This is a genomic window from Chamaesiphon polymorphus CCALA 037 (assembly GCF_003003845.1).
Classification (GTDB): domain Bacteria; phylum Cyanobacteriota; class Cyanobacteriia; order Cyanobacteriales; family Chamaesiphonaceae; genus Chamaesiphon; species Chamaesiphon polymorphus.
The window spans coordinates 1-21,996 of the sequence record NZ_PVWO01000038.1; the positions used below are offsets into that span (position 1 = coordinate 1).

The 21,996-nt window shown below is 45.4% G+C and carries 14 protein-coding genes; 9 read left to right on the forward strand and 5 right to left on the reverse strand.

Annotated elements, in window-relative coordinates; genetic code table 11:
* Window positions 1-441: 441 nt before the first annotated feature.
* Window positions 442-1,713, forward strand: a complete 1,272-nt coding sequence (locus tag C7B77_RS05010; protein WP_245894065.1) for a hypothetical protein — start codon at window positions 442-444, stop codon at window positions 1,711-1,713.
* Window positions 1,714-2,015: 302 nt separating this feature from the next.
* Here C7B77_RS05010 and C7B77_RS05020 read toward each other — a convergent pair whose 3' ends face one another.
* A complete protein-coding gene (locus tag C7B77_RS05020) occupies window positions 2,016-6,818 on the reverse strand; it encodes a CHAT domain-containing protein (RefSeq protein WP_106300918.1) in 4,803 nt (1,600 codons plus the stop codon).
* A gap of 284 nt (window positions 6,819-7,102) precedes the next feature.
* Here C7B77_RS05020 and C7B77_RS05025 point away from each other — a divergent pair, with 284 nt between their 5' ends.
* Window positions 7,103-8,794: a ShlB/FhaC/HecB family hemolysin secretion/activation protein gene (locus tag C7B77_RS05025; protein ID WP_106300920.1), complete on the forward strand. Its 1,692-nt coding sequence runs from the start codon at window positions 7,103-7,105 to the stop codon at window positions 8,792-8,794.
* A 123-nt stretch (window positions 8,795-8,917) separates the two neighbouring features.
* On the opposite strand, the gene C7B77_RS05030 is transcribed toward C7B77_RS05025, so the two are convergent.
* Window positions 8,918-10,054: a leucine-rich repeat domain-containing protein gene (locus tag C7B77_RS05030; protein WP_181243713.1), complete on the reverse strand. Its 1,137-nt coding sequence runs from the start codon at window positions 10,052-10,054 to the stop codon at window positions 8,918-8,920.
* A 252-nt stretch (window positions 10,055-10,306) separates the two neighbouring features.
* Window positions 10,307-11,038 carry a response regulator transcription factor gene (locus tag C7B77_RS05035; RefSeq protein ID WP_106300924.1) on the reverse strand — a complete coding sequence of 244 codons (732 nt, stop codon included), beginning with the start codon at window positions 11,036-11,038 and terminating at the stop codon, window positions 10,307-10,309.
* Between the two features lie 348 nt (window positions 11,039-11,386).
* Between C7B77_RS05035 and C7B77_RS05040 the strand changes: the two genes are divergently transcribed.
* The 5 genes from C7B77_RS05040 to C7B77_RS05065 all read left to right on the forward strand — a co-directional run bounded on the left by C7B77_RS05040 (window position 11,387) and on the right by C7B77_RS05065 (window position 17,258).
* Entirely contained in the window at window positions 11,387-12,265 is an 879-nt protein-coding gene (locus C7B77_RS05040; RefSeq protein ID WP_106300926.1) for a 4-hydroxybenzoate solanesyltransferase, read from the forward strand.
* Between the two features lie 171 nt (window positions 12,266-12,436).
* Window positions 12,437-12,958 (forward strand): MamS/MamX family magnetosome protein, encoded by a 522-nt coding sequence (locus tag C7B77_RS05045; RefSeq protein WP_106300928.1) that lies wholly within the window; start codon window positions 12,437-12,439, stop codon window positions 12,956-12,958.
* A gap of 188 nt (window positions 12,959-13,146) precedes the next feature.
* Complete coding sequence (gene larB, locus C7B77_RS05050; protein ID WP_181243714.1) at window positions 13,147-13,932, forward strand: nickel pincer cofactor biosynthesis protein LarB; 786 nt, start codon at window positions 13,147-13,149, stop codon at window positions 13,930-13,932.
* A 414-nt stretch (window positions 13,933-14,346) separates the two neighbouring features.
* Window positions 14,347-16,677 carry an ATP-binding cassette domain-containing protein gene (locus C7B77_RS05060; RefSeq protein WP_106300932.1) on the forward strand — a complete coding sequence of 777 codons (2,331 nt, stop codon included), beginning with the start codon at window positions 14,347-14,349 and terminating at the stop codon, window positions 16,675-16,677.
* Between the two features lie 254 nt (window positions 16,678-16,931).
* Window positions 16,932-17,258, forward strand: coding sequence for a hypothetical protein (locus C7B77_RS05065; RefSeq protein WP_106300934.1), 327 nt, complete (start codon window positions 16,932-16,934; stop codon window positions 17,256-17,258).
* A 308-nt stretch (window positions 17,259-17,566) separates the two neighbouring features.
* On the opposite strand, the gene C7B77_RS05070 is transcribed toward C7B77_RS05065, so the two are convergent.
* Window positions 17,567-17,974: a hypothetical protein gene (locus tag C7B77_RS05070; protein WP_106300936.1), complete on the reverse strand. Its 408-nt coding sequence runs from the start codon at window positions 17,972-17,974 to the stop codon at window positions 17,567-17,569.
* A 129-nt stretch (window positions 17,975-18,103) separates the two neighbouring features.
* Window positions 18,104-19,303, reverse strand: coding sequence for a histidine kinase (locus tag C7B77_RS05075; protein ID WP_106300938.1), 1,200 nt, complete (start codon window positions 19,301-19,303; stop codon window positions 18,104-18,106).
* 373 nt (window positions 19,304-19,676) lie between these two features.
* Here C7B77_RS05075 and C7B77_RS05080 point away from each other — a divergent pair, with 373 nt between their 5' ends.
* Together C7B77_RS05080 and C7B77_RS05090 are read left to right on the forward strand one after the other, a co-directional pair.
* Window positions 19,677-21,266, forward strand: a complete 1,590-nt coding sequence (locus C7B77_RS05080; protein ID WP_106300940.1) for a glycoside hydrolase family 57 protein — start codon at window positions 19,677-19,679, stop codon at window positions 21,264-21,266.
* Between the two features lie 440 nt (window positions 21,267-21,706).
* Window positions 21,707-21,996: class I SAM-dependent methyltransferase (locus tag C7B77_RS05090; protein WP_146138190.1), on the forward strand; the 290-nt coding region annotated here is incomplete at its 3' end.

Sequence of the window (21,996 nt, forward strand, 5' to 3'; positions counted from 1 at the left end):
CTTGCCTCTGTTTGGAATTTTCCTCATTTTAGCAAGCAACCAAGTAACCCTAATTTTTAATCTTGACACTGCACTAGCTAATTCTCATAAAGCATAAATTAATTATTCGATCGAGATCTACGAGTCGCGTTAATCGAATCTGCATATAAATCCCCTCCTCTGCGAAGGCAGACGCTACGCGAACGGAGGGGTGCCCGAAGGGCGGGGTGGGTTAGCCACCTTCACTTTCACCCTTCAATCCCGAATGCAGACATCCTCGATCGAACTACATTTTTAACATGCTTACCTTTGAGTGGTGGAGATAGTGGGGAGATGATTTGTGCGAGTGCAGATCTACCCACCCCGCCCGTTGGGCACAGCACTTGGCAAGTTACGGTCGAAGAAAAATAAACCGAGGGAAAATAGAGTAGTCCTCAAGTGGTAAACACCAGGAGCATGGCGATGATTCCCTTGGTAGGAGTACCTCAAACCATAGCTAAACAACTGAGTCCATATCGGGAGGTATTCTGCCGAGCAGAAGGATTCGAGCATATCAGTCGATACGTGAGCGGATTGATATTAAGTGAAAACAAGACCCTACAAGGAATTTACGCCCAACAGGTGTACCCCCAAACAGAAGGCGCAAGTAGAAGAGCAATGCACTCAGCCGTCTTCGAGGCGGGATGGAGTAGCGAACGATTGATGACACACCATCGACAGATAGTAGGGCAACAACACCGAGGTGTGGGGAGAGAAATAATCAGTTTGGATTGGACATTATCCCATCATGAATACGGATTAGAAATCTACGGAGTCAAACGCAGTTACGATTATGTCAATCGGTGTATGAGTAATTATCAAACCGTAGTAACTGCAACGATCGCCAATCCAGAAAGAATTGATGGCATTGCCGCCCAAGTGCAATTACCGGATTTTAGTAAAGAGGAAAAAAAGTATTTGCAAATGACGGCGCAAGAAAGTTATCAAAGCCAAGAGGAATTAATGCAAAGGTTAGTCGAGCTATTGCATTATCAGCGAAACCGATTGGCATACAGAAAACGGACTGAAATAGCAGTAGACATCGTGAGTCAAGTCGAGTCAGAAGGGGCATTTCCACAAGCAGACTATGCTTTTGACAACGGAGTGCTAACGCTAGAATTAACTCAACTAATTGAGTCATCAGGAAAGCATTGGGTCAGCGAGATTGAAAGTTCACGATTGATTTTGTGGCCAGATAAATGGTACCGAGTTGATGCAGTTGCTAGTCAATTGCGGACAGAGCATCCAGAAAGTTTTCGTCCCTTGTCAGTACGATGTCACAATGGTGATGTCAAACAGTTTTGGGCTTTTACTAAAACTGTACGCCTCAAACGTTATGGACGAAAACGATTAGTTATCGTTCATGAACGGGCGGATTTAAGTGATGAGCCAAGGTTTTTATTAACTGATGCTTTACATTGGGAAGCGGTGCGCGCTCGTCGGGTCTCCCGACGGTTTAGCGCACCAAGACAAGTGGTCGAGTCATTCAGACTTGGAGTTATCGTTGGACTATCGAAATCTTTCATGAGTTTGCCAAGCAGGTTGCTGGTTTTGAGTCGGCTCAGGTTCGTAACGAGGAGTCGGTCAAACGCCACTTCCGTCTTAGTTGCGTGGCGCAGTCCATACTTCAATCTCTTCCCTGTCAGGGGCAAAAATCCGAACGATTTATGTTTGCTCACAATCAGCAAACGATAGGACAGCAACTTTATAGTTTGACTCAGTTTCGCTTACCTACAAATGCTGCATCTGGTACAAGGTCTATTTGACCAAAACCATAGCTGTGAGCAAGTTTTGCAGGTGCTGATTCCTGCTTAATCTCCTCAATCATATTTTTCTCTGCTCGTAACTTGCCAAGTGCTGTTTATTTTTCTTTTCCCGTAACTTGCCAAGTGCTGGGAGGTTCCCTCCGCATGTGTTTCGGTCAAGACAGCCTCCCCCCAGATCCGGGTTCTCCAGTACCAGCAACCTACAACTAAGAACTATTCCAACGGTCTTAACTACCAAGGATTGCCGACGATCGTAAATCCAGCCCAGTAAAAGGGATGAGTCAGATTGACATTTCCCAGCTTGACCAAACTAGGTGGCAAATTGATGCTATCCCCAACGGTAATTAGTTTGCCATCTTGGAGCCGGACTTTGCCTTGCAGCATGGCGACTTGAGCTTGGCGGAGAGCTTCCGCCTTGATCGGGGCTTGCTTTAAGTTCCGATAGAAACTCGTCATCAAGCCCAGCGTACCTTCATCGCTTACGTACCAGATACTTCCCATCGCCGATTTTACCCCCGCTCGATTGGCCAAACCTGCAAAACCGAGTTCGGCATCTTCATCGCCGACAGCCGTCCGACAGGCACTTAAGACCATCAATTCGACTGGGGGATCGTTGAGTTTGAGTTGGCGCAATCGATCGAGTCCCAAGCGTTCGTTCTTAAATTGAATATAAGAGTTTTCAGGGCCACCCGATTTAAAATCACCGTGGGTAGCTAGGTGCAGAATCCCGTAGGGTTGTCGTTGCCGTTGGGACACCAGGTTAGTAGGTGTAAAGTCGTCGTTTTCGAGGGCTGTACCCGTCCAGATCGTCCCCGAAATCGTCTTTAACTCGATCGGGACGGCGGGTAGCGGTCGTTGATTGGGGGTATTTTCGGCACCCATGGCCAATACTTTCGCATTGCGGACATCTACATAGCGGGTATCCGTCAGGCCGATCGAGGGCATCGCACCGACGCTGTAGCGTTCGACGAGGAATTGTTTGCCGTCGTGGAGTGCCGCCACAGGTAGGGCGCGCAAGCCGCCATCCATGATGAAGACCAGATTTTGAATTTTCCGCTGTTTTAATTCGGGTTCGAGTGGTGCGATAAACAATTTATATAGTTCTTGAGCCGCAGGCAGATATGCTGTCGGATTTTCGGCATTAGCCGTGCTGACTTGAGAGCGGAATTGTTTGGCAATTTCGATCGTTTTTTGACGAGTCACCGGAATAGTTTTGCGGACGGGGACACCTTTTGATGTCACCATGACTAGTTCGAGTTGGAAGCTATCGCGGGCGAGGTTGCTGATATTATTAATATCTTTAGCAATATCGATATCTAAGTTTGGTGGCGAGAATACGACATAGATAATTGCAGGTTTGATGCCAGTACTATCCTCGATATTTTGGAGAATCGCTTGAGGTTTTTCGCGATTGATTGTTTTGAGATCTTTATAGTCATCGGTAATCGAGCCATCGGGATCTTTGGTGACTGGACAATTGCCCAGTGTCGCACAGGTAATTTTAGGTGGCGGTGGTGGTGGCAAACAATTGGCACCTGTCGGACATTCTGGTGTTATCGATCGCGGAGCTGTGATAATTTGAATATTACCTTGGGTATAACTGGGGAAGAAAGATTGCGGCGGCGCAATCCGATTATCGTTACTACTAACGATCGAGTTGCTGGTACCATTAACAGTCGGATTGCCAACAATAAATGGTGTCAACCCATTTCCACCATGTCGGATCGTAATGGCACCGCTAGCATTATTTCCATTACTATAAATACTGACAGGTACCAGTGGGCCAGCGACTGCGGCTAGCGGTGGAAACAGATTGACATTCGTACTGCTAGTGGCGCGGAAAAAACGGGGGGCAGTAATATCTATTTCGCCACCATTATTTAAACTAATTGTGCTGGTATCGATATAACCAACTCCAATATTATTACCGCTAGCTAATGTGACTTTGCCACCATTTCCTGCGCTAGCAGTGGTGACGATATTGCCAGTATTGAGATCGGTTTTGGCTGTCGCATTGACATTCCCACTATTCCCAATTGAAGTAATTCCGGTAGATATATTACCTGTCTCGATCGAGCTATTATTACTCTTGAGACTAGTATTGCCGCCCGTATGACTGGCATCATTACTCAGAGAGCCTGTTTGCAGATCTTTGGCAACGATCGCGCCAGCGGCATTAATATCGATATTGCCAGCCTTAACATCGTTAACAAAGTTATTATTGCCTAATTGAGTCGTTACGCGATCGGTCGTAATCTTACCATTACTACTGACTAAGCCAATATTACCGGATGCTCCACGAGTTTGATTTTCGGTAGTAATTAGTCCAGTTACGGTAATATCGCCAGTAGTGCTAACGCCGATGTTGCCAGTACTTCGATTGAAATTGCCGCTGTTAATACTCGTATTTAACTGCACTGCATTAACATTAGTTTTACCAGAAATCGCAATATTGCCACCTGCTGTGAGTGCATTAGTAATATCGATCGAGCTGTTGTTACTAAATAAATTAATATTACCACTAGTGCCACCCAGATTGGGTGTTAGCGATCGCGTATCGAGATCTTTAGTAGAAATTGCGTTCGCAGCAGTAATATTAACATCGCCAGCTTTACTAGTTGTCGAGTTGCCTCTATTAATTTGCGTTGATACTCGCTCGGTCGTAACCTTACCATTGCTACTATTTAAATTAATGCTGCCACTTCCTGTCGTTGTTGCATTAGGATTTTCGGTAGTAATTAATCCAGTTGCCGTAATATCGCCAACAGTGCTGACGCTAATATTCCCAGTGTTTCTATTAACCGTACTGCTGGTAATGGTGGTATTGAGCTGAGTTACATTAACATTAGTTTGACCAGCGAGCGAAATATTGCCGCCTTCGGTAAGTGCATTAGTAATATCGATCGAGCTGTTGTTACTAAATAAATTAATATTGCCACTAGTACCACCCAGATTGGGTGTCAGCGATCGCGTATCGAGATCTTTAGTAGAAATCGCGCCAGCCGCTACCATATTAATATCGCCAGCTTTGCTAGTGGTAGTATTACCTCTGTTAATTTGCGTCGTCACTCGATCGGTAGTAATCGCCCCATTCGCACTAGTTAAACTAATATTGCCACTACTCGTTATCGTTGCATTAGGATTTTCAGTAGTAATTATTCCGGTAGCTCTGATATTTCCACTAGTATTAACTGTAATATTTCCCGTATTTATTGCTCCGGTAAAAGTACTATCTATAATGCCAGTATTTAATCCATTGACATTCACATTATTTCTACCGACGATCGTAATATCTCCACTATTATTTGCAATAGATTCGGAGAAATTAATAGTATTAATCTGTCCGGTAACATTAATATCTCCGGCTGCTAAAGTAGTATTAGGTGCATATTGATTGGTAAGCAACACAAATGTGCGCGGAGGCGTTCTTAAGTCGGCATTGTCAATGAAATTAATACCCCCGATCGTAATGGCAGAACCGCTAGGTGTTGGCGTAGTAGTGGGTGTAAAAGAAGTCAAATCTCCACTTACTCTTGTGAAAAATGAGCCAAAATTGCCTGGTGTCCCTACCGAACTTGCCGTTACGCCAGCTCGAATATCAACTGTTTGAATTGTCGTACCATCAACACTGACGGGAATACCATTAACGGTGAAACTTTCTGTCAATCCATTATTGATATTGCCAGCAACTGTCGATGAAATACTCCTATCTGGTTGGCGAATTGTAATCGTACCGGGAATAATAACATTGCCACCCGCAATAATATGTAGCGAGGCTCCCTCATAGCTGGCAAAACTGACATCGCCAGTAGCGCGAATAATAGGATCGTAGGGACTGAATAAGCCGCCTAATTTACCATCCAATTGTTCGATTTTGAAATTGCCACCCGTACTAAATTTAGCGTCGCCACCGACATTATTGCTCGATCGCAATGTCAGATCGCCACTCGCGCTAATATTAGTATTCGGATTATTCAGTGCGAAAATATCGATTTGACGATCGCCTTGAATTAATAATCGCCCATCGACGGTAATTTTGAGTGGATCGTGTTGGCTATCTTTAATTGCTAACGTATCTTGCGCGCGAAGGGTAATATCGCCAGTGGTTTGGATATTGCTATTAATCAGATGAAGATTGTTGCGAGCGGCGATTGTTGCCGTACCTGCTGTAACTCGATTTACAACGACATCGCCAGTATTAATCGGGGTATTACTACGAGTGATGGTCACATTATTTCCAGTTCCCGCGACATCTGGAACGCCACTACCCGTCAATAATTTTGGTAAGGCAGCAGGTGTAAAGTTAACGGTACCGGAAGCTGGTATTTCTAGACTCAATAAATTTCCTGGCTGACTGATTCTGACTAGGCTCGTACCAGGGACGGCGGCAATATTAATGTTTCCATTTGGTGCATTGACAGTCCCAGTACTAATTACCGTACCGCCGATTAAATCGATATTCTGTCCCGAATTTACCGTCAAATTGCCGCCATTGACAATCGCACCTGGTTGAGTCGTGCCAAATGTAAAAGCAGTCGGATTGCCAAATAATTTGGCGTAGTCATTGTTACCGATCGCGTTAAATTGTCCGTTATCAAAATTAATACCAGTAGCACTAGTTGCAGTGAAACTAGCTGGTAAATTTAGACTAGCATTAGGCCCAAAGACAATTCCCGCTGGATTCATCAGGAATAAATTAGAATTCCCGCCAGTGACTTGCAATATCCCATTAATTAACGACGCATCGCCACCATTAATTCTACCTAAAATATTTTGAACGTTAGGGGTAGATAAAAAGTTAGCAATTTGACTTGGGTTGACGTCGAACTGGCTGAAGCTGTGAAATAAATTTATCCCATCCAGGGAGGTTTTGCCGCCAGAAATATCGATCTGGTTTCGATTTTGCTGGGTAGTCGTACCCGTACCATCCGCCGCTGGTAGGATCTGAGCGCGGGCATCGATCGCGACCAGCCACGGTAACAGGATCGATACTGACAACATCAATTTGGCTTTGCTCTTAAATTTCGACATCATTTATTGCTCCACTATTTCAGTACTTAGCTGTTTTTCACAACAGCACCAGCGATCGATGTTGCGATCCTTTATTCCTTGCCAAACTCCACTAACCCAACGATGAATTTTGTTTAATTGTTTTAACAAAAACAATACGATTACTATATTTTTGTTGCTAAAACGCAACAATCAATCGAGTATCCCAACCTAGTTGTATGTACTAGCTAAACCTCTAAATTTTCTCGATCGCATTGTATCATATAGTGATAAAATAATCGCAATAAATATGAGGAGATATAGTGCCAATGAAATTATTATGGCTCCGATCGATCGGGATCGGAATATCTATTTTTGGGACGCTCTCATCAACAGTTTTTGCACAAACACCAACCGACCCTAATACCGATCGATTTCCGCAAAGTATTCCAACTCCAGCACCATTACCATCAGATAGTCAGCCCAAACCAACGATTTCGCCCAGTCCCGATCCGGTATCGCCAGAAGATAGTAGGTCGGTAACAGTCACTCAAGTCCGCGTTATCGAAAGTACGGTGCTGAATAATGCCAATTGGGCACCGATTACCCAACCGTTAGTCGGCAAAACTGTGACGATTGGCGAACTAAAAAAAATCGCCGAACGATTGACCCAATTGTATCTAGATCGCGGGGAAATCACTTCTAGAGTTATTTTAGTTACGCCCACAGATGGAGTAGTTACGTTTGGGGCGATCGAAGGCAGTATCGAACGAGTTAATATTGTCGGATTGACGAAACTCAATCCCGACTATTTGCGATCGCGATTGGCTTTAGCCACGGGGACGCCATTAAATGTCAATAAATTAGAAGAGCAATTGCGACTATTGCGTACCGATCCGCTATTGAGCAATCTGGAAGCTAGTCTCAAAGCCGGGAGCAGCTTGGGTAAAAGTATTCTCACCGTCCGCGCCACCGAAGCAAATCCCCTCTCGGTCAATCTGAGTGCGGATAATTACTCTCCCCCCAGCGTAGGCAGCGAACGCGTCGGTACGCAGATCGAATATCGCGATCCTACAGGCGAATTAGGTAGCGTCAACCTCAACTATTACCGATCGCTACCAATCGGCTCGGATATTGTAGACTTATCCTACAAAATTCCCCTCAATCCGATGCAGGGCACCCTCCAGGCGCGAATTGCCCCCAATAGCAGTCAAATTACGATCGCGCCCTTCCAAGCTTTCGGCTTTAGGGGCAAGTCTCAACTTTACGAACTGAGCTACCGCCAACCCTTCACGCGCACTCTCCGCGAGGAATTTGCCCTCTCCTGGGGCATTGCTCTCCAAAATAGCGAAACGTTCATTAACGATGTTCCCACGCCGTTTAGTCGCGGGCCAAACGATCGCGGCGTGAGTCAGACTACAGTCCTCAAATTCGGTCAAGATTATGTCAAACGCGACGTCAAGGGCGCGTGGGCAGTGAGATCTTTGCTCAATTTTGGGATCGGTGAATTTGGCGCGACTATCAATGCCAGACCCATCCCTGACGGTCGATTTTTTAGCTGGCAAGGACAGATCCAGCGGGTGCAGGTGCTCGATCCCAATAATTTCTTAATCGCTCAATTAGACGCCCAATTGACCCCCAATGCACTCTTACCGATCCAACAATTTACGATCGGTGGCGGACAATCTGTGCGCGGCTTTCGGCAAAATGCGCGCGCGGCAGATAACGGCATCAAGCTGAGTATTGAAGATCGCATCACCGTCAGTCGAGATAGCAGCGGCAGTCAGACATTAGTACTGGCACCATTTATCGATGCTGGCTGGGTTTGGAATCAAGCCGACAATCCCAATCCACTTCCCGATCGCAATTTTCTAGCCGGGGTAGGTTTGGGGGTAATTTGGCAACCTATTCCCCAATTAAATCTGCGGGTTGATTATGGGTTACCGTTAGTAAATTTAAGCGATCGAGGCAATAACATTCAAGATAGTGGGTTGTATTTTAGCGTTAATTATCAACCCTAATCTCGATCGCGATTGTTTCGTTAACGAAGGCAGAAGGCAGAAGGCAGAAGGCAGAAGGCAGAAGACAGAAGCTCTCGCACGCCTTTGTTTCCCGATGGGAAGATGAGTAACAACTTATCTGCCTCAAGTTTGAGTCGCAAATTTGTCAGGATGAATGCCATGATTTACCCAAGTAATTGCCGCTTCTGCACTATCTATCTCTGGCGGTACTCTGAGGATATGAATGTGAGCGGTAGATGGACAAGTCATCTTCAATAACACCATCGGCTCTGTATCGATCGGTTCCTCTTCGTCATCATATATTTTCTCCACCCCATCAATTTTTAGCAAAGTATATTCCCGCCAACTATCGATCGTCACAGCATTTAAAGCTTCACAAATTTTTTCATACCCTAACTGCTCGATTAATGCTCGTCTAATCTCAACATTATCTTCATCCAGCAACCACTCAGGCTTCCAGTCACTAAGTTTCGTCCAATAGCGACGGGGAAGATTGAGCAAAAATCTAGTAGGTATCGGACTGCTAAAAAATTTAACTCTTTTTAGTTTAGGCAAATTTTGCAGTACTGATAAATCTGCTAATGGATTACCAGCTAGATTTATCTCAACTAATTTGCTAAGATTGCGGAGGCTTGTTGGTAAGCTAGTGAGGTGATTGAAACTGAGATCTAGTTTGTTTAAATTAACCAGATTGCCAATGTTTTCCGGCAAACTATTTAGTCGGTTCGAGTTTAGATTTACTTCGATTAGATTTGTGGCATTGCCAATATTATCTGGCAAGTTACTCAGTTGATTGTGTCCCAGATCTAGTTTGGTTAATTTTGACAACTTGACAATATTACTTGGCAAAATTTCTAGACGATTGCCGCGCAGATCTAGTGTTGTGAGATTAACAAGGTGTGCAATACTATCGGGAAGAGTATTTAGTAGATTGCCAATTACTATTAATTCAATTAATTTTGGAAGACTGCTAAGGCTTTCTGGAAGGGTTGTGAATTTATTACAAGTTAGATCTAACTCGATTAAATTAATGAGCTTACCGATACTCTCTGGTAAGCTATTTAGCTCATTCTCACGTAGATTCAGCCTGGTTAAATAAGTAAGATTGCCAATACTTTCAGGGATACTAGTTATTTTCCTATTGCTTAGATCTAGCCAGGGTAAATCGGTACGTTCGCGAAATGTTTCGGAAGGGGTAGACTGAAATAGTCGATCTCGTCTGGCGATCTCGAATATTTGGTCTAATGCTGCTGGTGTCATTAGATCGGCTCTAATAAATGCACCTAATATCCTTGAGTACATTTTCGACGCTCGCCCAATTACAAAAATTATGGGATCTACCTATATTTTAGCTCTCTATAAAATAGTGAATTTGCCTGCTGACCGATCGCTAAATCTATCAGCAGAAATAAAATGGCTAAACATAGCAATTACCAGATCTGAGTCCGCGTAGGCGGACATTACGCAACACTAGCAAAGACTTCCAGTCGTTGTCTCCTAACAGTGCCGATATTAGCTCACAGAGCTTTTTTCTTCCTCGCGATCGTTTTGTAGCTCCAGACAATAACCCGCACCGTAGATCGTCTTAATATATTTCGGACGACGCGGATCTGGTTCCATCTTGGTGCGTAGATGTCGGATGTGGACGCGAATCGTCTCGATATCGTCATCTGGATCGTAGCCCCATACTTCGCGGAGAATGTCGCTTGGAGACACAGTTTGCCCGTGTCGCTGGAGCAGACAGTGTAACAGCTCGAATTCTAGATGCGTGAGCTTAATTGTCGAGCCTCGCCAAATTGCCTCAAACCTTTCTGGGACTAGCGTCAGCTCCCCATAATTGAGAATTTCGCTGTGTTTGGCAGCTTGCGGAATCCGATCCGTTCGCCGCAGCAGCGCGCGGACGCGCGCTAGCAACTCCTCAATTTCAAACGGTTTAGTCAGATAGTCATCCGCGCCAGCATTAAACCCTTCGACCTTATTCTGGGTTTGACTCAAAGCTGTCAGCATCAGGATCGGAATATCGGAAGTGCGCTCGTCACGACGCAACCTTTGGCAGACGGTATAACCATCAACTTTGGGCAACATCAAATCCAGCACTATCAAATCGGGCTGGATTTGAATCGCCATCGCCTGACCTTGAATACCGTCAGGCGACTGATTCACCTCATATCCAGCCATTTCGAGGTTAATACAGACTATTTCAGCGATCGCTGCATCATCATCGATGACTAGTATTCGAGGCATGTTCGAGTAATTTAGTGTAAATGTCTGAAAATTTTGTTAACAATATCTAGCGAAACAAAGCTTTCTGTAAAGATTATACGCAACTGTATCGAGCGACGCGAGTTTTTTTTCGATCTTTATCCATATTACGACATAGTGACTGGTTGATAATAGATAGTTGGGAGTTGGGAGTTGGGAGTTGGGAGTTGGGAGTTGGGAGCGGGGAGCGGGGAGACGGGGAGAGAATTATTCTTTTACCCATTACCCATTACCCATTACTCATCCACCCATCCACTCATCCACCCATCCACCCATACACCCATACACCCATCCACCCATCCACCCATCCACTCATCCACTCATCCACTCATGACAACTCTTCCCCCCAAGCAACCTACCTGGCTAACTGTCTTCCGTCTCTTACGTTGGGATAAGCCTGCTGGGAGATTAATTTTGATGATTCCGGCTTTGTGGGGATTGTGCTTGGCGGCTAAAGGCAATCCACCACTACCATTATTGGGCGTGGTAATTTTGGGCACCTTGGCGACTAGTGCGGCTGGCTGTGTCGTTAACGATTTGTGGGATCGGAATATCGATCCGCATGTCGAGCGTACCAAAAATCGCCCGCTCGCCGCTAAGTCACTATCGATCGCGACTGGCATCGGCGTGTTAATTGTCTCGCTGATTTGTGCGGCACTGTTGGCGGCTTATCTCAATCCGCTCACCTTTTGGTTGTGTGTCGCTGCTGTCCCAGTCATCTTGCTTTACCCAGGGGCGAAACGCGTCTTTCCCGTGCCGCAATTGGTACTGTCGATCGCGTGGGGATTTGCAGTGTTGATTAGTTGGTCGATGGTGACGGCGAGTCTGGCAACCCCAACGTGGTATTTGTGGGGGGCGACAATTTTTTGGACGTTAGGATTCGATACGGTATATGCGATGTCCGATCGTGATGACGATCGTCAGATTGGGGTCAATTCTAGTGCCCTATTTTTTGGTAAATATGTCGCTGAAGCAATCGCGATCTTTTACGCGTTGACGGTCGGTTTGCTGGGCTACATGGGACACATCCTGAGCTTGGGGTCGATCTTTTGGCTGACGCTGGGCATGTCTGCTGGTCTATGGTTGTGGCAATATCTCCGCCTCAAGAAACCAACAATTCCACCTACTTTTTATCCCCAAATGTTTCGCGAAAATGTCTGGATCGGTTTTGGGCTACTCTTGGGAATGGTCTTAGGCATCAGGTATTAAAAGTGGGCATTGCCGATCTGATATCAGCTCTCTTCCCCACTCCCAACTCCCAACTCCCAACTCCCAACTCCCTAACATCCTCACAATTCCCTCACATTTATCTGATTTAATAGTAGTAACTAGGTAGAAATCTGTCTAACCGATCGCGAGTAAACCGATCGATAGAGTTGGATGTCGAAATTTAATTACATAATTGATAATACAGCGATCGATTTTCGATCGGGGGCAGCAAGTATGAAACGAATGACGACGGCACTATTGTTAGTCATCTCCATGGGTTGGATGGCTCCAGGTGAAGTTCGAGCCGAGGCTCCAACACCCACGCGCGGGTGTTGGTCTAGAGAAATTGCCACGCGACCGAGTGTCGATCCGCAGACAATTACCACGATCAAAGGTCGAGTCATCGCGATCGAGCGTAATGATAAAAATCAGCCAGTTACGGCCAAACAATTGGTAACGTGGGCACAGGTGAAAACCGATCGCGGCGAGGTCAAATCTGTCTACTTGGGCGCAGATAAAGCTCTCAATAAGCAAAACCTGAAAGTCAAAGTCAACGATGTCGTCGAAGTCCAGGGCGTGCAAATGCCCCAAGCCCAACAACCGACGATCCTGGCGAATAGTGTTAAAAAAGGCGATCGGGTCTGGAAAATTGCTAACTTTATCACCAAGCCAACAAGTGCAAAATCTTGTTGAGATACTGGGTAAGCTCAGATTTGCGAGCGAAGCAGTGGATAGTGAATCGTGGATAGTGGATAGTGTAGATCTGGGGGTATCCTGGGTCTACACTATTTACTAGTGGAATGGAACTACTGCAAGATCCGATCGATCCTGCTGGTAATCTAGAGATGGCATCTCTACATGTGCGGTAACTATCTTCGATTATGTCAGAATCGCTTCAAGCCTTACTTACAGCCGTTGCTGCTGGCGCAATTACACCAGAAGTAGCCGGGGCAAAAATTCAGTCGCTAGGCTACGAGTCGATCGATGACTTTGCGAAAATCGATCTCGATCGACAACAGCGGACGGGTTTTCCAGAAGTTATCTGGGGTTTGGGCAAAACCCCATCCCAAATCGTGGACATCCTCCGCGTCATGCGCCAACGACAACAATCGACGATAATGGCAACGCGGATTACTCCTACCGTCTACGCCGAACTCCAGCAAGCGATCCCCGACTTAATCTATTACCAAACGGCGCAAATTTGTGCTCTAACGCCCCCAAAATCCACACCGATACATTCTGGGAAAATTACCATTCTCACCGCTGGTACAGCCGATTTACCCGTAGCTGAGGAAGCAGCCTGTACGGCGAGCCTGTGCGGTTTCCAAGTCGAAAAATTATGGGATGTCGGCGTCGCAGGCATTCAAAGGTTGCTAACCAATCGTCATGTCATCGACAATGCGGATGTCCTCATCGTCGTCGCGGGGATGGAAGGAGCTTTACCTAGCGTTGTTGCTGGTTTAGCCGATTGTCCTGTGATTGCAGTACCCACTAGTATCGGCTACGGCGCGAGCTTCGGGGGGATCTCAGCGTTACTGACGATGCTCAACTCTTGTGCGGCGGGAGTCGGTGTTGTCAATATCGATAATGGTTTCGGTGCGGCTATATTAGCAGGGCAAATTTTACGCACTGCTAGCAAGATCGCACGTAAAAACCAGGGAAGCTAGATTCGCTCCTTTGTGCGGCTCTCGATCGCGATCGCATTTAGCCCAATAAACGTTTGAGCTGTTTACCATCTAGCTTTGCCATATACATCAGTCGTCACGATCGAGCGCAGCCAACCGCTGGATTTCTGCTGTAAAAGCTTCCGTACAACCATTCTAGAGGTGGCGAGATTAGATTGGGATTGTTGACCGATCGCTAAATCTTCTCACTGAGCCAGTCTATGGATTAAACGTTCGTAGTTATCGATCGACGCGATCGCATAACTTGGTTGTGATGCTGCTGTTAACAACACAGGCTCAACCGTAGCTTAGTGTAGAGCTTCACTGTGGGTATTTTGGATTTCAGTAACAGGAAAGCTCCGCACTTTAACATTATTTTCAAAAGATATTAAATATAATAATATACCCGTCGATCGAATGACCGCCCAACCCATGGTTTTTAGCAATCCATATTTACAAATTAATAATCGCGGTGAGATCCTTAACTTTGAACTCAATCGATCGCAGCATATCCTCGGACGAGATCCAAGTTTAGCAGATCTGTTCGTACCGGATAGTTGGCAACTGATCTCTCGCATCCAAGCAACATTGCGCCAAGATGGCGAAAGTTATTATATTTTTGATGGCGACGGCAAAACACCAAGTAGCAATCGATTGTATCTCGATCGAGTTTTAATTTCGCCGCAAGTGGGCTGTCTGTTAGTGCATGGGATGTGTGTCACCATCGGCTTAGATCCTGCCGTGATGATTCGAGTCACGTATATCAATCCTCGTGCTAGCAATCTGCCCGTCACCAGTTTAGAACAGAAATCCGTGTTGCTCTCCCAACCCCAAACGATTACCTTGGGGCGAGATGCTACCTGTACCATCCAACTCGATGCGCCGACGATTTCGCGCACGCACGCAACTATCCGCCAAGATGGTGCTGGTAGGTATATCTTAAGCGACCTGAGTACCAATGGCGTATTTGTCAATGGGCAACGAGTGAGTAACTCTGCCATCGTTAGCGAGGGTGCGACAATTAGAATCGGACCTTTTATTTTGATCGCGAGGAATGGCGAAATCCAACTCGTCGATACTGAAGATCGCATTCGGCTGGATATCGATCGATTGATACTCGAAACCAGTGGCAAACGTCGTCTAGACAACCTCTCCTTCGCCCTAGAACCGGGTCAACTCGTCGCGCTAGTGGGGGGGAGTGGTGCGGGGAAATCGACGCTGATGCGGACATTATTGGGGATTGAAGCAGCTACCAGCGGGACTGTTTATATCAACGGTAGCGATTTACGGCAAAATTTTAATATCTATCGCGATCGAATCGGTTATGTGCCGCAAGATGACATCATTCACATGGATTTGAGCGTCGAAGAAGTGTTAACTTATGCCGCAAAATTGCGGCTACCTTCAGATATCGATCTCAAAACGATCGTCGAGCGCGCATTAGATGATATTAAAATGACTCATCGCCGCAAAGCATCGATAAAAGATCTCAGTGGCGGACAAAGAAAACGGGTAAGTATCGGCGTCGAATTACTGGCAAATCCCAAACTTTTCTTCTTAGACGAACCGACTTCAGGACTAGATCCGGGGTTGGATAAACAGATGATGGAATTGCTCAGAGATCTGGCTCACGATGGCCATCGCACGATCGTTCTCGTCACTCATGCTACTGCAAATATCACCGATTGCGATCGCATTGTCTTTTTAGGTGCTGGCGGAAAGTTATGTTATTTTGGCGACCCTACCGAAGCTCTCAAATTTTTCGGAGTCACCGATTTTGCCAAGATTTATATCCAGCTTCAGCAAGAAACTGAAATCGATCGATACGTCGAATCATATCATAAATCTCCCTACTTTCAAAAGTATATCGCCAATACTTTCAACCCGCCGACAGCCAGACAAGCTAATCCGCTCTCGCAGTGGCAGATCTTTACCCAACGTTATTTTAGCCTCATCGCTCGCGATCGAGTTAATTTAGGACTAGCTTTATTTACCGCACCTGTCAGTATTGGCTTACTCAGTCTCTCCTTACAAGACAAAGATCCCTTTATTGTCGGCGATACAGTCGATCTGGGATTATCCGCGCTAGCCTTGCAAGTTTTATTCGTAATTACCTGTGCATCTCTGTGGGTAGGCTTATCGAGTTCGGCACAAGAAATAGTCAAAGAGTCAGCAATTTATCTAAGAGAAAGATTGGTAAATCTCCGCTTACGATCGTATTTAGGTTCCAAATTCAGCGTGCTTGCCGCTCTCGCGATCGTCCAAACTATTTTAATCGTCATCTCGATCTCGATCGCCTTCAAATCTCCAGCTTCAACGCTAATTAATTGGCAAATCGGACTTTTTATTAATACTTTTCTAACCCTCGTCGCTAGCTTCTCACTTGGCTTGTTAGTATCTACTGCTGTCAAAAATGGCAATCAAGCTAATGGCGCATTACCGCTATTATTACTACCCCAAATTATTTTCTCAGGCGTATTATTCAAACTCAAAGGCTTGAGTATTGGCATCTCGTATTTAATGTTAAGCCGCTGGGCGATCGGTGGTTATGGCACGATCGTCGATGTCAATAAATTATTACCAGATAGTCTCAGGACAGCCGCGATCGAAGATATGCCTTTCCCGACTGGTATTGCCTATCAACCTACTTGGCAGAATTTAAGTTTTAATTGGCTGATGTTATCAGCTCATATTGTTACTTATTTAGCAATAACTGCTTGGTTGCAGAAGAGAAAAGATATTTTGTAGAACTCTATTTGAAATTTTATGGTGAGGAGGGCGGGTTCGTTTATAATTTCTGGAATTTAGCGATGATTATTAGCATAAACCCGCCCCTACAGATCCGATAATAAATGCGATCTTTGGCATCGCCGCGCCGCGAGGTAATCGAATCGCGACCCACATATTCACCTGCACGGGTTTGTAGGGGCGGGTTTATGAGATCGATTCCGAATAATTCTCAAAATCTAAATCAAACCTGCCCTCCCCACCAATAACCACGAATGAAATATCGCTATCAACGCATTCAAATCAATTTACGATCGAATTTGCCGACTATCTCAACAAATTACTCACATCCAATCGATCGACAATTTTACACGGAAGAGGAGCAAGAATTTATGAGAACGATGGAACAAGTTGATGCTTGGTTTGAGGCGGAGATTGCCCAAGCCGAGCAAAGAGCTACACAGAAAGCACAAGAGCAAAAACAACAAGAGATTGCACTGAAAATGTTGCTTAAGAATATGCCGCTAGAAACAATTGCCGAACTTACTGAATTAAGTGTGGAGCAATTACAACTTCTCAGAGCGCAATTAGGAAGTAACTAAACAATCGATTTTCTCACTTGCTGGCGATCGACTCACAGGTCGAGCATTTACAGTCCATGCGCTCTAAATTAGAAAATACCTAAACGATCGATCGAGTCAACAAATAGCGATCGAATTATGCCGATGTACCGAGTAGTTGAGTTTTAGCGATCGAGCAAGATTAACGCGATTGATTTTCAACATTACTCGATCGATATCTATAGCAGGAATCGAGTATATCAAGATTGAGAGAATAAGCCGAAGTTATTGCTCTGCTTAGGTTTGAGTGGTTGGCGATGCCCACTATAAGACTTCATCTTTCCACATACTTAAATATAAGGCTCGATACTTGGTCTGGTATCTTTTTCTCCAGCTAAAATATCGCCACTTAGTCTTGGTGGCTTGTCATAAGAATAGTTTACTTTATATTTCCCAGTATCTGTGATAACAAAATCACACACCGTCCATCTTTCTCCTTGAGACAAAGAAAGATTATTCATTACTTCAAAATATTCATATAATCTTTCATCAAGATCATCATCAGTCAAATAATCCATGTCTTGCTCTAAAGCATTGCCCTTATAACAGTAAACAGCCATGCTAGATGCATCTAGTTCTTGATTTTCATCAAATACCATTTCCATATTGATTCTGAAAATCTTCCAATCTGTCGGCGCATAATTAAATGCAAGCTGTGCTATTTCCCTGTGAATTTCTAATACTTGTGATGCTGTCATTTCTTTTCTCCATTTATAATGCTTTTCAAATAGGAAGTAGGGTAGGCAAATATATCTCTACAACTAAACCATAGACCGCTCGAATTTGCCCACCAGATCGACAAATTAACAGCCCAAAATCCAAAATTCCTACCCCTGGTAAACCAGCAACGTAAAATTAAACACGCTACCCTTGCCTGGTGCAGATTCGACCCAAATTTGACCGTAATGAGCGCGAACTATTTGTTGGCAAACTGATAAGCCGATACCATAACCAGATTGTGACAAATCGCGATCGAGTCTGACGCGATCTTGGAAGATTTGTTTTTGCTTTTCGATCGGAATTCCTAACCCACTATCGGCAATACTGACTTGAATAGTTTGCGCTGTACGATGGAGCGCGCTGATGTGAATTTGGCCGCCAGTGGGTGTGTATTTACTGGCATTATCTAACAGGTTGGAAATCGTTTGGCGCAGTTTATCCACATCGCCATAAACGAAGGGAATGTCTTGGGGAATATCGGTAGTGACGACTTGAGATTTGAGTTGAAATTGCGGATCTAATTGGGAAACTACTCCTGAAATTAGTTCCGTCAGATCGAGTTTTTGAGGATGGAGAGCTAAGACTGTTGGTGTTGCTAATGGTTGTAAAATATCGGTGACCAATCGATCGATCGATTGTAGCTGCGTGCGCGCGCGTTCGATCAATTTGGCGATCGTGGCTGGCTCTAAAGAATTGGCGCGATAATCCTGCGGATTGTGGATAATTTCGAGCGTTCCCAAGGCTAGTGCGGCGGCGGTGAGCGGATTCCGCAGATCGTGAGCCAATACTGACATGGCGCGATCTTGCAATTTTAATCGATCGAGTAACTGTTCTTTTTCTTGCTTGAGCGTAAAAATTTCATCGCTTAACTTAATCATTTTGCTCACATAGCCCAGTGAGTCGCTTAGTTGCAACTGTTGGGTTCTGGGCGCGGGTGCGACAGAATTTACAGACTCGCCATAATTAGTTAAAATATCATCCGATCCAGAAACTAGCTCTTCTTGCCACCGTTCCCACCAATTATCGATTTGATCGATCAAATTGCTCCCAGCTAAAATCTGGCGTGGTGTCGGATACAGCTTCAGCAGTGCTGGCGTGGCAATGACGCGATAGTGCTCGGCTAAATCTGGCTGCTTACCGACATCGACAACTTGCAGCTCGAAAGCATCTTGGGCGTTGAGAATCGCTAACTTGTCGCGGATTTCCTGATTTTGGATGTAACTAGTCATCCGTTCGTCGAGGAACAGCAACAGTTGTAACGATCTTGGTGAATTAGTAGTAGATGGTAAATAGCGATCGGTTGACATTCATTCTCGTTGGCGTAGCCTCTCCTGTAGAGAATCGAAAGCTAGATTCGGACGGTGATGGTAGTTTAGAGCAAACCCAACCCAAGTATGAACCGAATCTTGATTTTTGTTAACAAATAGTTCATGTTTTGTAAAAAAATGTAACCAAACGATCGAACAGAGCGATTACTCACATTAGTTGGGAGTTGGGAGTGAGGAGTTGGGAGCGCAGCCTAAATAACCCTCTCCCAACTGCCAACTCCCAACTCCCAACTGCCAACTGCCAACTGCCAGATAAATAACAAGTAACAAATAAAAGACAACACAAAGCTTAAGATAATATTAACGGTAGTGTCTTACTATCTGCCATTCGCTGTCCCCACACGCTATCCCTATGAGTACTCCGCTCGGTTATGTTGCGTTAGTCTTACACGCTCATCTCCCTTTTGTCCGTCACCCTGAGAGCGATTTTGTCCTCGAAGAAGAATGGCTGTATGAAGCCATTACGGAAACATATATTCCCCTACTCCACGTTTTTGAGGGATTAAAACGGGACGGAATCGATTTTAAAATCACCATGAGCATGACGCCGCCATTGGTGTCGATGTTGCGCGATCCCTTACTCCAAGATCGTTATGACGAACATCTGGCTAAGTTAGAAGAACTAGCCCAAAAAGAGGTTGACAGCAACGAACACAACGGTCACCTCAAGTACCTCGCAGAGTATTACGTCAAAGAATTTGCCGCCACGCGGAAAACATGGGAGCGACACGATCGCGATTTGATCGGTGCATTTAAAGGATTTTTAGATAGCAACAACCTCGAAATCATTACCTGCGGTGCGACTCACGGTTACTTACCGTTGATGAAAATGTACCCTGAGGCGGTATGGTCGCAAATTCGCGTCGCGTGCGAACACTATGAAGAAAACTTTGGGCGCGCACCCAAAGGGATTTGGTTGCCAGAATGTGCCTACTATGAAGGCTTGGAACGGATGCTGGCGGATGCTGGCTTGCGCTACTTCCTCACCGACGGACATGGTATCCTCTATGCGCGTCCCCGTCCTCGTTACGGTAACTACGCCCCCGTCTTTACCGAAACTGGTGTAGCCGCGTTCGGACGCGATCACGAATCGTCCCAGCAAGTATGGTCTTCGATGGTGGGCTATCCCGGCGCGCCAGAGTATCGCGAATTTTATAAAGATTTGGGTTGGGATGCAGATTACGACTATATTAAGCCGTATATCATGCCCAACGGTCAACGGAAGAATATCGGGATTAAGTACCACAAGATTACTTCCAAAACTGGTGGCGAAAAAGCTCTCTACGATCCGTATTGGGCAAAGGAAAAAGCCTCGGATCATGCTGCCAACTTCATGTACAATCGCCAGCAACAGGTGTCTAACCTGGCGGGCATGATGAAACGTCCCCCACTGGTAGTATCGCCCTACGATGCCGAATTATTCGGTCATTGGTGGTATGAAGGCCCTTGGTTCATCGACTTCTTATTCCGTAAATCTTGGTACGATCAAGGCACTTACGGAATGACGCATTTAGCTGACTACTTACGCACTCAACCAACTCAACAAGTATGCCGTCCGTCACAGTCTAGTTGGGGTTACAAAGGTTTCCACGAGTATTGGTTGAATGAAACAAATGCCTGGGTTTACCCTCACCTCCATAAAGGTGCCGAACGGATGATCGAATTGGCACGGATGGAACCAGAGGATGAATTACAGTGGCGCGCTCTCAACCAAGCCGCTCGCGAAATCTTACTCGCTCAATCTTCCGACTGGGCATTTATCATGCGGACAGGAACGATGGTACCTTATGCAATTCGACGCACGCGATCGCATTTAATGCGCTTCCACAAACTCTATGACGATCTGCAAGAGCGCAAAATCGATAGCGGTTGGCTAGAAAAGGTGGAAACAATGGATAACATTTTCCCCAGTATCAACTACCGGACTTATCGCCCATTGTAAGGATGTAGTTAGTGGATAGATAGAATGTTTGGGTGCGTTATCCTCCGGAGTAACGCACCCTACAACTATACTCACCACTTAACAATTAAGGGTTAATTACACCAGAAAAAAGACCGATTAAAATCAGAGTCAGCGGCAGTAAAATTAGAATTCCATTAATGGTGGTACCGATCGAAGGTGTGATATTGTCTGGAGGATTTAGCTCAGAAGCGTGACTACTACCCATGTCCATAATATTATTTAAAGATCTAAGTTTGTCGATAAACTTATCTTGCAGTGTTTCGCTCTAATCCACATCGCTCGATCGAAAGACCCCCCATTTTTAATAGATCGACCAAAATGAATATCTACTCTGAAAATGCTAAGAAGTATGTAGATTAGAACGCGATCGCGCACGATTAAGCAGTAATGGATTATCGATCGGCGGAGGATGAGCGAGCTTGCAAAACCATAACGAAATTCTCAACTGGTACCAAACATTCACGCCCAATGCAGAGCAACGCAAAAACTGGTATGGATCTGTTGCCGAAACTTACGATCGAGTGCGGCCTAAATACGATCGAGCATTCCTAGAACGGGCACTCGCCGTAGCCGCAGTACCTCAGCATGGTAAAATTCTAGAAATAGGCTGTGGCCCAGGTACGGCAACGCGATCGTTGGCACAAATGGGATATTCGATCGTCGCGCTAGAACCAAGCTTAGAGGCTTGTGAATTCGCACGTCAGCATAC